The sequence below is a fragment of the Actinoplanes sp. M2I2 genome (assembly GCF_023544445.1).
Taxonomy (GTDB): Bacteria; Actinomycetota; Actinomycetes; order Mycobacteriales; family Micromonosporaceae; genus Actinoplanes.
In genome coordinates, this window is record NZ_JALPVJ010000024.1 from 61259 (window position 1) to 75588 (window position 14330).

The 14330-nt window shown below is 69.6% G+C and carries 12 protein-coding genes; 9 read left to right on the forward strand and 3 right to left on the reverse strand.

The features are described 5' to 3' along the window. The first annotated feature begins 16 nt into the window (after positions 1-16). The 6 genes from HJC40_RS36555 to HJC40_RS36580 all read left to right on the forward strand — a co-directional run bounded on the left by HJC40_RS36555 (position 17) and on the right by HJC40_RS36580 (position 7193). The gene (locus HJC40_RS36555; RefSeq protein ID WP_250008063.1) at positions 17-2944 is read left to right on the forward strand and encodes a glycoside hydrolase family 48 protein; all 2928 of its coding nucleotides are present in this window, start codon (positions 17-19) and stop codon (positions 2942-2944) included. 12 nt (positions 2945-2956) lie between these two features. After that, the gene (locus tag HJC40_RS36560) at positions 2957-4072 is read left to right on the forward strand and encodes a lytic polysaccharide monooxygenase (RefSeq protein WP_374273583.1); all 1116 of its coding nucleotides are present in this window, start codon (positions 2957-2959) and stop codon (positions 4070-4072) included. Between the two features lie 110 nt (positions 4073-4182). Beyond that, the gene (locus tag HJC40_RS36565; RefSeq protein ID WP_250008064.1) at positions 4183-5043 is read left to right on the forward strand and encodes a hypothetical protein; all 861 of its coding nucleotides are present in this window, start codon (positions 4183-4185) and stop codon (positions 5041-5043) included. A 5-nt stretch (positions 5044-5048) separates the two neighbouring features. Further along, positions 5049-5840, forward strand: coding sequence for a hypothetical protein (locus HJC40_RS36570; protein ID WP_250008065.1), 792 nt, complete (start codon positions 5049-5051; stop codon positions 5838-5840). Positions 5841-6129: 289 nt separating this feature from the next. Next, entirely contained in the window at positions 6130-6765 is a 636-nt protein-coding gene (locus HJC40_RS36575) for a hypothetical protein (protein WP_374273585.1), read from the forward strand. Next, positions 6744-7193 carry a SitI3 family protein gene (locus tag HJC40_RS36580; protein ID WP_250008066.1) on the forward strand — a complete coding sequence of 150 codons (450 nt, stop codon included), beginning with the start codon at positions 6744-6746 and terminating at the stop codon, positions 7191-7193. The genes HJC40_RS36575 and HJC40_RS36580 overlap by 22 nt, the downstream gene beginning before the upstream one ends. Before the next feature lie 30 nt (positions 7194-7223). On the opposite strand, the gene HJC40_RS36585 is transcribed toward HJC40_RS36580, so the two are convergent. The 3 genes from HJC40_RS36585 to HJC40_RS36595 are packed head-to-tail and all read right to left on the reverse strand — an operon-like array spanning position 7224 to position 8604. Continuing rightward, complete coding sequence (locus tag HJC40_RS36585) at positions 7224-7778, reverse strand: TetR/AcrR family transcriptional regulator (RefSeq protein WP_250008067.1); 555 nt, start codon at positions 7776-7778, stop codon at positions 7224-7226. Next, a complete protein-coding gene (locus tag HJC40_RS36590) occupies positions 7775-8461 on the reverse strand; it encodes a DsbA family oxidoreductase (protein ID WP_250008068.1) in 687 nt (228 codons plus the stop codon). Before HJC40_RS36590 ends, HJC40_RS36585 begins: the two co-directional genes overlap by 4 nt. Continuing rightward, complete coding sequence (locus HJC40_RS36595) at positions 8461-8604, reverse strand: hypothetical protein (protein WP_250008070.1); 144 nt, start codon at positions 8602-8604, stop codon at positions 8461-8463. The genes HJC40_RS36590 and HJC40_RS36595 overlap by 1 nt, the downstream gene beginning before the upstream one ends. Positions 8605-8852: 248 nt before the next feature. Here HJC40_RS36595 and HJC40_RS36600 point away from each other — a divergent pair, with 248 nt between their 5' ends. The 3 genes from HJC40_RS36600 to HJC40_RS36610 are packed head-to-tail and all read left to right on the forward strand — an operon-like array spanning position 8853 to position 14322. Further along, positions 8853-10133 (forward strand): SGNH/GDSL hydrolase family protein, encoded by a 1281-nt coding sequence (locus tag HJC40_RS36600; RefSeq protein WP_250008071.1) that lies wholly within the window; start codon positions 8853-8855, stop codon positions 10131-10133. Next, entirely contained in the window at positions 10130-13099 is a 2970-nt protein-coding gene (locus HJC40_RS36605) for a glycosyl hydrolase 115 family protein (RefSeq protein WP_250008072.1), read from the forward strand. Before HJC40_RS36600 ends, HJC40_RS36605 begins: the two co-directional genes overlap by 4 nt. Next, complete coding sequence (locus HJC40_RS36610; protein WP_250008073.1) at positions 13099-14322, forward strand: SGNH/GDSL hydrolase family protein; 1224 nt, start codon at positions 13099-13101, stop codon at positions 14320-14322. Before HJC40_RS36605 ends, HJC40_RS36610 begins: the two co-directional genes overlap by 1 nt. The last annotated feature ends 8 nt before the right edge of the window (positions 14323-14330 follow it).

The window sequence follows — 14330 nt, forward strand, 5'->3', positions numbered from 1 at the left end:
CAGAAGGGAACACCCCGTGCAAGTAAGACCCCCGACGAGACAGCGCCTGCGCCGCGGGCTGGCCGTCTCCGGCGCCGCCGTCCTCGGCGCCGGCGCGGCCCTCGCGGCCGGCGCCCCGGCCCTGGCCGCGGCCGGCTGCACCGTCGTCTACAAGGTCCAGAGCCAGTGGTCCGGCGGCTTCACCGGCGACATCGCCATCACCAACACCGGCGACCCGGTGTCGAGCTGGAAACTCGAGTACGACTTCCCGGACGCCGCGCAGAAGGTCACTCAGGGCTGGAGCGGCGTCTACGCCCAGAGCGGCCAGCGCGTCACGGTCAGCAACGCGGCCTGGAACGGCAACCTGGGCACCAATGGCTCGGTCAGCACCGGCTTCAACGGGACCTTCGGCTCGGCCAACCCGGTGCCGACCGCCTTCTCGCTCAACGGAACCCGCTGCAACGGCCTCGCGCAGGCGCCCACCGTCGAGATCAGCAGCCCGGCCGCCAACACCCGGTTCACCGCGCCGGCGTCGATCCCGATCACGGCGGTGCCCACCGTGCCGTCGGGCGGATCGGTCGGCAAGGTCGAGTTCTACCACGACGGGCTGCTGCTCACGACCGACACGACCGCGCCGTACTCGTACACCTGGACCGGCGTGCCGACCCAGAGCGCGGCCTATCACCTGCAGGCCATCGCCTACGACACGGCCGGTAACAAGAGCAACACCGCCGACGTGCCGGTCTTCGTCGACGCGGCCACCACCCCGGCGGTCGTGGCCGACGCCACCTCGGTCAGCGTCTCGCCCGGGGCCTCCGCCACCTTCAAGATCGCGCTGTCGAAGGCGCCTGCCGCGAACGTGAGCGTGGCGGTGGCCCGCACGACCGGCTCCACCGCGGTGTCGGCCACCCCGGCCGCGCTCACCTTCACCCCGGCGAACTGGAGCACCGGCCAGACCGTGACGATCGCGGCCACCGACGCGGCCGCCGTCGGCGCGACCGCCGCGTTCACGGCCACGGCGAGCGGGCACACCGCCGCCACGATCAACGCGACGGTCGTCCGCGAGGGTGCCGCCGACGCGCGGTTCACCCAGCTCTACAACGACATCAAGAACCCGGCCAACGGCTACTTCAGCCCCGACGGCGTGCCCTACCACTCGATCGAGACCCTGATCGACGAGGCGCCCGACCACGGCCACGAGACGACCTCCGAGGCGTTCAGCTACTGGCTGTGGCTCGAGGCCGAGCACGGGCACGCGTCGGGTGACTGGGCGCCGTTCAACAGCGCCTGGGCGACGATGGAGAAGTACATCATCCCGTCGCACGCCGACCAGCCGACCAACGACAAGTACGACGCGTCCAAGCCGGCGACCTACGCGGCCGAGTACCCGCTGCCGTCGCAGTACCCGTCGCAGCTCGACCCGAGCGTCTCGGTGGGCAACGACCCGCTGGCGTCGGAGCTGAGGAGCTCGTACGGCACCTCCGACATCTACGGCATGCACTGGCTGCTGGACGTCGACAACACGTACGGCTTCGGCCGCTGCGGCGACGGCACCACCCGCAACGTCTACATCAACACCTTCCAGCGGGGTCCCCAGGAGTCGACGTTCGAGACCGTGCCCCAGCCCGCCTGCGACACGTTCAAGCACGGCGGCCCGAACGGCTTCCTCGACCTGTTCACCAAGGACTCCAGCTACGCCAGGCAGTGGAAGTACACCAACGCCCCGGACGCGGACTCGCGCGCGGTGCAGGCGGCGTACTGGGCGTTGACCTGGGCCACCGAGCAGGGCAAGCAGTCGCAGCTGACCGCGGCCGTGGCCAACGCGGCCAAGATGGGCGACTACCTGCGCTACTCCTTCTACGACAAGTACTTCAAGCAGCCGGGCTGCGCCTCCACCTCGTGTGCGGCGGGCAACGGCAAGAACTCCTCCAGCAACCTGATGTCCTGGTACTACGCCTGGGGCGGCGCGACCGACACCAACGCCGGCTGGGCGTGGCGGATCGGCTCGAGCACGAGCCACTTCGGCTACCAGAACCCGATGGCCGCGTACGTCCTGTCCAACGTCGGCGCCTTCGCCCCGAAGTCCCCGACCGCCAAGGCGGACTGGCAGGCCAGCCTCAACCGGCAGCTCGAGTTCTACCAGTGGCTGCAGTCGTCCGAGGGCGCCATCGCCGGCGGCGCGACGAACAGCTGGAACGGCAGCTACCAGGCGCGGCCGGCCGGCACGCCGACGTTCTACGGTCTCGCGTACGTCGAGGCCCCGGTCTACGAGGACCCGCCGTCGAACCGCTGGTTCGGCATGCAGACCTGGTCGCTGGAGCGGCTGGCCGAGTACTACTACCTGACCGGTGACACCAAGGCCAAGACGGTGCTCGACAAGTGGGTGCCGTGGGCGCTGGAGAACAGCACGATCAGCGCCACCAACTTCTCCATCCCGTCCGACATGGAGTGGACCGGCGCGCCGGCCACCTGGAACGCGGCCAGCCCGCAGCCGAACACCAACCTGCACGTCGAGGTGACCAGCCACGGCCAGGACCTCGGGGTGGCGGGCTCGTTCGCCAAGTTGCTCACCTACTACGCGGCCAAGTCCGGCAGCGCCGAGGCCAAGACGGCGGCGAAGAACCTGCTCGACGCCATCTGGACCAAGAAGGACGCGAAGGGTGTCTCGGTCGCCGAGACCCGGGCCGACTACAACCGGATGGACGACACCTACAACGCGTCGACCGGTCAGGGCGTCTACATCCCGCCGGGCTGGAGCGGCAAGATGCCGAACGGCGACGAGATCAAGCCGGGCGTGTCGTTCCTGGACATCCGTTCCTTCTACAAGAACGACCCGGACTACCCGAAGCTCGACGCCTATCTCAAGGGCGGTCCGGCGCCCACGTTCAACTACCACCGCTTCTGGGCGCAGGTCGATGTGGCAACGGGCTACGCCGACTTCGCGCGCCTGTTCCCCAACGGTTAAAGGAGGTCGTCCATGAGAAAAAGATTCCTGATGTACGCCATGGCGGGGTTACTCGCCGCCGGGGTGGGCGCCGTGATCACCCCCGGCGCCGCCCAGGCGCACGGCGCGATCATGGTGCCGGGCAGCCGTACGTGGCTCTGCTACAAGGACGGCCGCAACCCCAACACCGGCGCGATCGAGCCGAGGAACGCCGCCTGTGCCGCCGCGGTGGCCCAGAGCGGGACGACCTCGCTCTACAACTGGTTCGCGGTGCTGCGCTCCGACGGCGCGGGCCGGATGGCCGGCTACATCCCCGACGGGCAGCTCTGCTCCGGCGGCACCGGCGGCCCGTACAACTTCACCGGTTTCAACCTGCCCCGTAACGACTTCCCGGTGACGCACCTGACCTCGGGCGCGTCGCTGGGCGTCAAGTACAACAACTGGGCCAAGCACCCCGGCACGTTCCGGCTCTACGTCACCAAGGACAGCTGGAGCCCGACCCGGGCCCTGGCCTGGAACGACCTCGAGTCGGCGCCCTTCGACACGGTGACCAACCCGCCGGCCAACGGCGGCCCGGGCACCGACGACGGCCACTACTACTGGAACGCGACGCTGCCGTCGGGCAAGAGCGGCCGCCACATCATCTACTCGGTGTGGCAGCGCTCGGACAGCAACGAGACGTTCTACGGCTGCTCGGACGTCGTCTTCGACGGCGGCAACGGCGAGGTCACCGGAATCGGTGGCGGCGGCACGCCCCCGCCGCCGTCGACGCCCCCGCCGACCACCCCGCCGCCTTCGACACCTCCGCCGTCCACCCCGCCGCCGACGACCCCGCCGCCCGCGGGCACCGGCGACTGCTCCGCGATGTACAACATCACGGGCACCTGGAACGGCGGTTTCCAGGCCGAGGTGATGGTCCACGCGAACACCGCGGCGATCAGCAACTGGACGGTGTCCTGGACCTGGCCGGGCTCGCAGACCCTGGCCCAGGCCTGGAGCGGCACCGCCAGCAGCAGTGGCTCGCTGGTGTCGGTGAAGAACGTCAACTGGAACGGCACGGTGGCCGCCGGCAAGTACGTGACCTTCGGGTTGATCGGCTCCGGCACAGCCCCACCGACGGTCAACAACCTGGCCTGCGCCACCACGTGACCTGACCCGCTCCGAAAGGCCGGCGGCGGCGCGACCCCATCGCGCCGCCGCCGGCCCCTGCCCGGGCCGGACGGGACTGCCGGGACGACCGCCACCGTCCATAATGTGGCATGGCCAAACGACCGCAGAAGCGGCGCCGGCCCCGGCCGGAGCAACCCGAGAAGCCGTCACGGCGCCGCCTGCTCTCCGGGCTGGCCGCGCTGGTGGGCGCCAGCGGTCTGCTGGCCACCGTCACCGGGCTGGTGATCACCCGCTCCGTCGACCCGATCACCGACGGCGCCGCCGATCTGGTCGGCTCCAGCCCGCTCGTGGTCTATCCCGATGAGGACGACATCGACGCGCTGACCGGGGCGGCCTTCGCCTTCGACCGCGCCCTGCCGGCCACCGCTGTGAAAGGGCCCTCGAATTCGGACGCTGTATCGGACCGGCTGCTTCGTGCGGGCGCAGTCCAGATCGGCCAGGCCGGGGCCGGCGTGACGATCGAGAACAGGCGTAAGGAAACGGCGGTCATCACCTCGATCAAGGCCAAGGTGCGGGAGCGCGCGAGTGTGCCGTCCGCCGCCCTGGTCGTGGTGGGCGGACAGGGTGGTCCCGGCGAGGGACCGGTCGAGCTTCACTTCGACCTCGACTCCGTCGATCTGGACGCCCGGAAGACCGACAAAGGCCGGTTGGCCGGCGAATACCTCGACGAGCAGGGCCTGACGGTGGAGTCCGGCGAGAAGCTGCGCTTCAACCTGATCGGTCACACGACCACCGCGAGGATCGATTGGGTGGTGCAGGTCAGATATCTGGTCGGCGGTGAGACCCGCACCCTCGACCTGCAGCCCGAGGGCCGGTCCCTGAAGGTGACGGGGGCCAGTCTCTCGTACGGCGAGGCCTACACCTGGGACTCCTCTGGCCTGACCCGGGAGCCGATCAAGGAGCTCTGTCCCGTCGACTGCCGCCGCATCGTGCCCGGAACGCCGGGGTGACTTCGATGAGACTGTCGCGTGTGGCGTTGGTGGCCGCGATCCTCCTCGTCCCCTCCGTGACGGTCGGCGTGGTGCTCCATCGCTCCCAGGGCACCACGAAGCCAGACGTTTCCCCGCCGGCCGCCACCGAAGCGGTCGAGGTGACCGCGCGGCTGGCGCCGTACCGGAACGTCGTCTTTCCGGAGCCGGCCGACCGCTCGGCCGCGCCGGCGGCGACGTGTGACTCGGCCATGGCCGCGATGCAGGCCCTGGGTGGCGTTCCGGCCCTGTTCGGCCGCCTGGAGGTCACCTTCCGGGCAACCCGGCCCGTTCAGCTCAGGATCGACGAGATCACCGTCGAAACGGTCCGGCGCGAGAGCCGACAGCTGGCGAGCGTGGCCGGCTGCATCGACGCCGTACCCCCGGTGGTCCATCCGGGCGACCCCGACTTCAACGAGCAGTTCGACTTCGGCCCCGACTCGTATTTCACACCTGTGATCCGGCTGGCCGACCAATTCACCGGGACCGCACCCGCTGTGACCGTTCCTTCGTCCGGCCCGACCCCGATCGACGAGATGACATTCGACTTCCGGCGCGGCTCAGTCGGCACGATCCCGGTCTATCTGCTGACGTCGGGCGGTCCCAGCTTCCGGACGGGCTTCCAGGTGACGGTGGATCTCACCGTGAACGGGGTCTCCCACCACCGGACCCTCACCGATGCCGCAAACCCCTTCTGGATCTATCAGGCCAATTTCCGGCAGGGTGACGGTCCCATTTTTCAGTGGTCGGAACTCACCAAGACCTGGCAGACATTCTGACCGGACCTCTGCGGTTACGGGCCATCCGCTCAGACTGCGGCAAGAGGAGGTCGACGCCGGATCGACAGAAGGCGATCGCCGGATCGCAGGTCCGGGTGAGCTTCGTCGGCGCCGCCGCTCCTGGCGTGCCGGTCCTACGATGCCCGGCATCGGTTCTCCGGCAGCGGACCAGCGATAGGCGGCCGAGCGGATGCCTTCCAGAAGCAAGGGGCACGGCGAGACGGGCGATGAGCCTGACGGCGAGACACCACCGCGGCCGCATGCCGGCGATGGAGGGAGCTCCGACAGTGTGCGGCTGGAACAAGAGACCGTCGCGCAGAAGGGGCGGACGGGGCGCTCGACCCGGAACGGCGGGGCTGGGCCCGGCGGGCCGGCCACACCGCATCGGCAACTCGACGACCTTCTGACCGAGCGGTCCGGCCGTCCCGGCGGCACGCCGCTGGGGCGTGTGACGCGCATCGAGCCGGACGAGGACGCCGACGTTCGCCGCTCCTTGACCCTGGAGAACGCGGGGGCCGCCACGCTCGCCGCTCAGGGATATCACCTCCGGCAGAACCCGACGAAGGCCGAGGTCGCGCAGGCGAGGCTCGATACCGGTGATGTGGGTGATCCCCGCAAGGATCCTGATTACCTTCTCGAGGGACGGGTGTTCGACTGCTACTCACCGATCAAGCCGCACAAAGCCGTGCGAGGCATCTGGAAACAAGCTCAGGAGAAGGTCGAGGAAGGCCAGACGCAGAGGGTGGTGGTGAACCTGGAAGATTGGCGAGGAGACCTGTCAGCCCTCGAGAAGCAGTTCGCGGATTGGCCGATCCCGGGTCTCAAGGAGGTCAAGGCCATCACTCGCGACGGCGACGTCGTGCAGATCGACCTCCCGCCGCACCGACCGATGGAGGTGTACCCGTGGCTCTCGAATACCGACTGACGTTGGCCGGGGAGTGTTCGGCTGAGGGGATGGCCGAGCGCGCCTTTCCGGTGATGAGCGAGCGCCCGACAGGTGTCGCACCGCGGCTCTCGGCCGATCACCAGGCCGAGTACGGCTTCGATGTCACGATCTCGGCCGGACACGGCGGGTACCTCGACCTCGAGACCGATCAGGGATCGTGGGAGTGGGAGCCCGATTCCTACGTCCGGATCACTTTTCGTCTGGGCAAGTTCGCCGATGCCCGGTGGGCGGTGACCAACATGCTCACGGTGGTGCGCCGTGTGCTCGACACCGGGAGAGAGGATGCGACCTTCGACTTCAACGGGGACATCCTGCTTCTGGCCCGGCGAGCCGGCGAACTCACCAAGCACCGCCGGGACACGTGGTGGGAGCGCTATGCGTCCGGGAATCAGCTGATCCCGGGCTGAAGAGCGACTCGCACGGGCGTGGCCCGGCGCTCACCGATGGGTTCGGAGGCCTCGGAGGATGAAGTCGAGGCGGCGGCGGTAGTCGTCGCGGGTCTGCTGGTCGCAGGCTCGTACGATGACGCCTCGCTCGAGGATCAGGGTGACCAGGTCGTCGGGGGTGATGTCGTCGCGGACGACGCCGGCGGACTGGGCCTCGTGCAGGAGGCGGCGGCCGAAGTGGCAGGCGCGCTCGAACAGGGTGGTCAGCGGCTCGGAGTCGGGGAGTACGCGCATCAGGACGTCGTTGGCGGCCGGCTCGTCGAACTGCAGCAGCCAGGTGCGTCGCAGGTATTCCTCGAAGCGGGGCAGGGGGCCGTCGAGGGCGTCGACGGTCTCGATGATGGTGTCGATGCGGGCGGCCACGAGGTCCTCTACCACCGCGTCGATCAGGCCGGTGCGGCTGCCGAAGCGGTGGTAGATGGTGCCCTTGCTGACGCCGGCGGCCCGGGCCACCTCGTCGAGCGGGGTGGTCAGGCCGCCGGTGCGGAACACGTCGAGGGCGGCCTGACGGATGCCTTCGACGTTGCGCCGGGCGTCGGCTCTCATGCGGGGGAGACTGCCCTGTCCTGCCAGGTGATGTCGAGGGCGCGGCGGAACATCTCGATCGGCTGGGCGCCGGAGACGGCCCGCTTGTTGTCGAAGACGAAGAACGGGACGCCGCTGATGCCCAGCTGGCGGGCCTGGGCCAGGTCGGCGCGGATGTCGTCCTCGTACGCCTGGGTCTCGAGCGCCTTCATCGCCGCGGCGCGGTCGAGGCCGAGTTCGGCGGCCAGGTCGGCCAGCACCGCGTGGTCGGCCAGGTTGAGACCGTCGGTGAACTCGGCCTTGAAGAGGCGCTCGACCATGGGCAGCTCCTGACCGTGGGTCTTGGCCAGGTGGATCATCCGGTGCGCGTCCAGGGTGTTGACCATCAGCGCCGACGGGAAGCGGTAGTCGAGGCCGGACTGGGCGCCGCGGGCGGCCAGCTGGGCGTGCGAGGCGTCGAGCTGCGCCTTGGGGAAGCCGTGGTGCTGGGCGACGTAGTCGTCGGCCGGGATGGCCTCACCGGCCGGGAAGCCGGGGTTGAGCTGGAAGCTGTGATAGCGGACCTGCACCGACGAACCGTGCGGGAACTGCTCGACGGCCTCCTTGAGGACGGCGTTGCCGAGGTAGCAGAACGGGCAGACGACGTCGCTCCAGACGTCGATGACGATCGGCTCGGCGGCGGGGCCGAAGGCGCTCGCGCTCATCAGTCGCACCACCCGTCGACAGCACAGACGCCGGAGTCGTCCATCGGCTCCAGCATGATCAGCGGTGCGGGCGCCGGCTCGGCCGCCCCTGCCTCGACGTGGTCGTCGCGCTCGACGACCTGCTCTTCTGTCGTTGACTGCATGGTCAAGAAGCTACACCTAACTTGACGCCTCCGCCAAGATAGAGGCTTTGCTCACGATCAACCGAAAGTTCCGACGTATTCCGGGAGCGTTAACGTCCCGGAAAACGCCATGATCCGGCGCTGTGTTCTTGACGACATAGATGGCCGCCTTTACGTTACGGGAGTCCGTCCGATGTGTTTCCGAAACTTCCGGCCACCGCGGGAGTTTCGATGCAGGCTGACCCCGGCGGCCGTGAAGGAGCTCCCGCATGCCCACCCGACGCGAATTACTCGCTCTCACCTCCGGCGCGGCCGTCACCGCCGCCGCCGGGCTTCCCGCATCGGCCCAGGCCGCCCCGGCCGGGGCGGACGGCTGGACCGCCACCTGGGCGGCCGCCCCGACCACGATCCCGCCCAACCCACCGACCGCGACCACCGTCCTGGCCAACCAGACGGTTCGGCAGATCGTCCACTGCAGCGCCGGCGGCGACGAGATCCGCATCCGCGTGACCAACGAGTTCGGCAACGGGCCCCTGCGCATCGGGGCCGTCCGCGTCGCCCTGCGGGCCGGCGAAGGCGCCAGCACCGCCATCGTCCCGGGCACCGACCGCCGGGTGACCTTCAGCAACCGCGCCGCCCTGACCATCCCGGCCGGCTCGCCGCTGGTCAGCGACCCCGTACGCCTGCGGGTCCCGCCCGGAGCCGACCTGGCCGTCAGCCTCTACCTGCCGGCCCGCACGCCGGTGACCACCCTGGCCGCGTTCGCCTTCCAGGACAACGTCATCGCGGACGGCGACGTCACCGCCGCACGCACGGTGACCCCGGTCGCCACCGTCGGCCAGTATCTGTTTCTTTCCGGGGTGGCCGTGCGCAGCGGCGATCCGGCCATCGTCACGCTGGGCGACTCGATCACCAACGGCGCCAACACGCAGAACAACCTCAACCACCGCTGGCCCGACCTGCTGGCCGCGCGCCTGCGGAAGGCCGGTCTGAGCCGGGGCGTGGCCAACGTCGGCATCTCGGGCAACCGCCTGCTGCACGACCCGAACCCGGCGGCGGGCAGCGACGCCGAGGCTTTCGCGGCGTACTTCGGGCACAGCGGCCTGCGCCGCTTCGACCGGGACGTGGTGGCCCAGCCCGGCGCCCGCTTCCTGGTCGTGCTGCTCGGCGTCAACGACCTGGGCCATCCGGGGACGGTCGCGCCGGAATCCGAGGTGGTCACCGCCGACGACCTGATCGCCGGGCACCGCCAGCTGATCGCCCGCGCCCACACGGCCGGGCTGGTCGCGATCGGCGGCACCATTCTGCCGTTCAAGGGGGACACCTTGGGCTTCTACACCGAGGCCAACGAGCGTAAACGCGACGTGCTCAACCGCTGGATCCGCTCGGGCGGCGAGTACGACGCTGTGATCGACTTCGACCGGGCCATGCGCGATCCGGCCGACCCGTTGCGGCTCGACCCCGCCTACGACAGCGGCGACGGCCTGCACCCCAACGACGCCGGCATGGCCGTGATGGCCGAGGCCGCGTCGCTCCGGATGTTCCGATGAGGGCCGCGATCGCCTCCGTCGCGGCGGCGGCGCTGCTGATCACCGCCCCCGTCCCGGCCTCCGCCGGCCGGGGTCAGGAGCAGACCCGGTCGTACGTCTCCACGCAGAGCGGTCCCGGCCGGTTCCCCCTGGTCGCGGCCGGCCGGGCGGCGCCCATCGTGGTCAGCAAGGCCGACCACGCCGGCGTGATCCGGGTCGTCGACGACCTGCAGGCCGACATCGAGAAGGTCACCGGCGTCAAGCCGGCCGTCGGGCACGACACGATCCCGGACGGCCGCGACCCGGTCATCGTCGGCACCATCGGCAAGAGCCCGCTGATCGACGGCATCATCGCGCGCGGCAAGCTTGATGTGCGCGGCGTGAAGGGCAAGTGGGAGACCACGGTCGAACAGGTCGTCGACAATCCGCTTCCGGGCGTACGCCGGGCCTTTGTCATCGCCGGAAGCGATCAGCGCGGCAGCATCTACGGCGCTTATGACCTGTCGCGGACCATCGGGGTCTCGCCCTGGTATTTCTGGGACGACGTGCCCGTCCAGCAGAAGGCCGAGCTGCACGTGCTGCCCGGCCGGCACACCCAGGGCACGCCCAAGGTGAAATACCGCGGCTTCTTCATCAACGACGAGAACCCGGCCACCGGCACCTGGGCGCCCGGCTATTTCGGGCCGGGCAAGGCGCCCGGTTATCCCGGCGGCCTCAACAGCGACTATTACGCCAAGGTCTTCGAGACCATGCTGCGGTTGAAGGCGAACTATTTGTGGCCGGCCGTGTGGGGTCGCGCTTTCGCCGAGGACGACCCGCTCAATCACGCGACCGCCAGTTTCTACGGCGTCGTCATGGGCACCTCGCACGAGGCGCCGATGATGCGCGGCATCGAGGAATGGAACCGGCACCCCACCGGTACGGGGGAATGGAGCTTCCGCCGCAACCCGGACGCCATCAAGGCGTACTGGAGAGACGGCGCCGAACGCATGCGCGACCAGAACATCGAAGGCGTCATCACCCTGGGCATGCGCGGAAACGGCGACGTGTCGCTGCCCGACGGCGACGGCATCGACCTGATGTCCTCGATCATCGACAGTCAGCGGCAGATCCTGCGGGAGACCGGGCTGATCGACCGGCCGCAGGTGCAGACCCTCTACAAGGAGGTGCAGCGCTACTGGGACGAGGGCTATCGGCCACCGGACGACGTCACGGTCGTGTTCTGCGACGACAACTGGGGCAACATGCGGAAACTGCCCGACCCGTCGCTGCCGGCCCGCAGCGGGGGCTACGGCATGTACTACCACTTCGACTATGTCGGGGACGGCCGCAATTACAAGTGGGCCGACACCGTCAATCTCACCAATACGTGGGAGCAGCTCAACCTCGCGTACCGCAAGGGGGTCGACCGGCTCTGGGTCGTGAACGTGGGTGACCTCAAGAACGAGGAGGTGCCGACCCAGTTCTTCCTCGACTACGCGTGGAATCCCGACGCCCTGCCGCTGCAGCGGATCGACGAGTGGACCTCGTCGTTCGCGGCCGAGAACTTCGGCGACCGGCTGGCCCCGGCGATCGGGGAACTTCTCGACGAGTACAGCTTCCTGCAGTCGCGTCGCAAGCCCGAACTGCTGAACCGGCGCATCACCGTCGATCCGGCCAAGGACCTCGCCACCGATCCGACCGCGGTGGTCTACGACGATCAGGCCACGCCGTTCAGTCTCACCGACTACGGCGAGATGGACCGCGTGACCGAGGTCTGGATCGATCTGGCCCGCCGAGCCGCGCGATTGAAGGAACGGGTGCCGGCGGCCTGGCAGGACGCCTTCTATCAGCTGGTCTATTACCAGATCAAAGACACGGCCCTGATCTACGAACTGCGGCGCGCGCAATTCACCAACATCGCCTACGCGGCTCAGGGCCGGGCCGCGACCAACAAGCTGGCCGACACCGCGGAACGGCTGTTCGCCGAGGACCAGGCGATGAGCGACTACTACAACAACACGCTGGCCGGCGGGAAGTGGAAGGGCTGGCAGCTGCAACCCAAGATCGGGTACGGGAACGTCGAGCGCTACGGCCCGAACGCGCCCTGGCAGCAGCCGGAACTGAACAACGTCGCCCTGCCCGACGAGATCTACCCGCACCTCAAACGGATCACCGTGCCCCCGGAATCCGCCCTGGGCGTCGGGCTCGACGGCGGCGACCCGGTGAAACTGCCGACCTTCAGCCCGTGGCAGTCGCAACGCCCGCAGTACATCGACGTCTACAACAAGGGCACCACGCCGTTCCGGTACCGGATCACCACGGGCGCGTCGTGGGTGCACGTGGCGCCGGCCTCGGGCGTGGTCGGCGACGAGGTCCGGGCCACCGTCAAGGTGGACTGGCGCCGCGCCCCCAAGGGCGTCACCACGGTGCCGATCACCGTCAGCGGGGCCGGCTCGACCACCGTCGTGCAGGCGCCGATCGAGAACCCGACGATCAAGCCGGCCGGATTCCTCGAGGCCAACGGGTACGTGGCCATGGAAGCCGACCACCACACCGGCAAGGTCGGGCCGTGGCAGCTGCTGCCCGGCATCGGCAAGACCGGCAACGGGCTCACGCCGCTCGGCGGCGCCGACTCCCGCCTCGAGTACAAGATGACCCTCACCAGCAGCGGACCGGTGAAGGTCACGGCGTACCTGTCACCGCGTAACAACGTGTTGCCGGGCGACGGGCTCAAGTACGCCGTGTCGATCGACGGGCAGACACCGCAGGTGGTCAACGTGACCAAGGCGACCGGGGCCAACGACACGACGATGAACCGGCAGTGGGCCCGCAACACCTCCGACAACATCAACCGCACGACGACCACGCACACGATCGAGGGCGCCGGCCGGCACACGCTGAAGTTCTGGGCGGTCGACCCGACGGTGATCGTGCAGCGGCTGGTCGTGGACACCGGCGGCGTCAAGTACAGCTATCTCGGACCGCCCGAGAGCCGGAGGTCCTGATGCGGCGCAGAACGGTGCTGAGCCTGGGCGGCGTGGCGATGCTGCCCGGGCCGGCCCTCACCCGCCGGAAGCGGTGGGTCCACACCTGGACGGCGATGCCGCAGCTGACCGAGCCGGGCAACCTGCCCCCGGCGCCCTTCACGGGCCCGAGCTCGGTGCTGGTCGACACCACGCTGCGGCAGACGGTGCACGTGACGGCCGGCGGCTCCCGCGTACGGGTGCGGTTCTCCAACGCCTTCGGCGGCGCGGCGCTGCCTTTGACGGCGGCGGCGATCGCCCAGCCGCTCGACGGCCGGGCCGGTGTCTCCGCGATCGTGCGCGGGTCGGGCCGCCCGCTGACCTTCGGCGGGCGGCGCTCGATCACGGTCCCGGTCGGCGCGCAGGTCGTGTCCGATCCGGTGTCGCTGCCGGCCGGGCGGGGCGCGAACCTGACCATCAGCGTGTACCTGGCTTCGGGGCAGGACACGCTCGACCTCACCTCGCACCCGGGTTCGCGCACCACCTCGTACCTCATCCGGGGTGACCATCACGCCGAGGCGGACCTGCCGGGGGCCGTGGGCGTCGCGCACTGGTATCTGATCAGCGGTGTCGAGGTGGAGTCGGACGTGCCCGCCCTCGCCGTCGTGGGCGACTCGCTCACCGACGGGCGGGGCTCGACGACCGACGGGAACGACCGCTGGCCCGACCAGTTGTTCGCCCGGGGCCCGCGCGCGGCCGTGCTCAACCAGGCGGCCGGCGGCAACCGGGTGCTCAACGACGGGCTGGGGCCGAACGTGCTCGCGCGGCTCGACCGGGACGTGCTGGCGACCAGCGGGGTCGACCGGATGCTGCTCTTCGAGGGCGTCAACGACATCGGCACCGCGCCGGCGACGGTGGACGGCCAGAAGGCGGTGCTGGACGATCTGCTGGTCGCCTATGAGCAGATCGTGCTGCGCGCGCACGCCGTCGACCTGAAGGCGTACGGCGCCACGATCACCCCGTTCGGCGGCAACACCGGCTACGACGACCCCGAGGGCCTGCGGGAGGCCACGCGGACGGCGGTGAACGCGGCGATCCGCCGGCGTGGCCTGTTCGACGGGGTGGCCGACTTCGACGCCGCCGTCCGGGATCCGGCCGCTCCCCGCCAGTTGCTGCCGGCCTACGACACCGGTGATCACCTGCACCTCAACCCGGCCGGATACCGGGCCATCGCGTACGCCGTACCGCTGCGCTGGCTCGACTGACGGCAGGG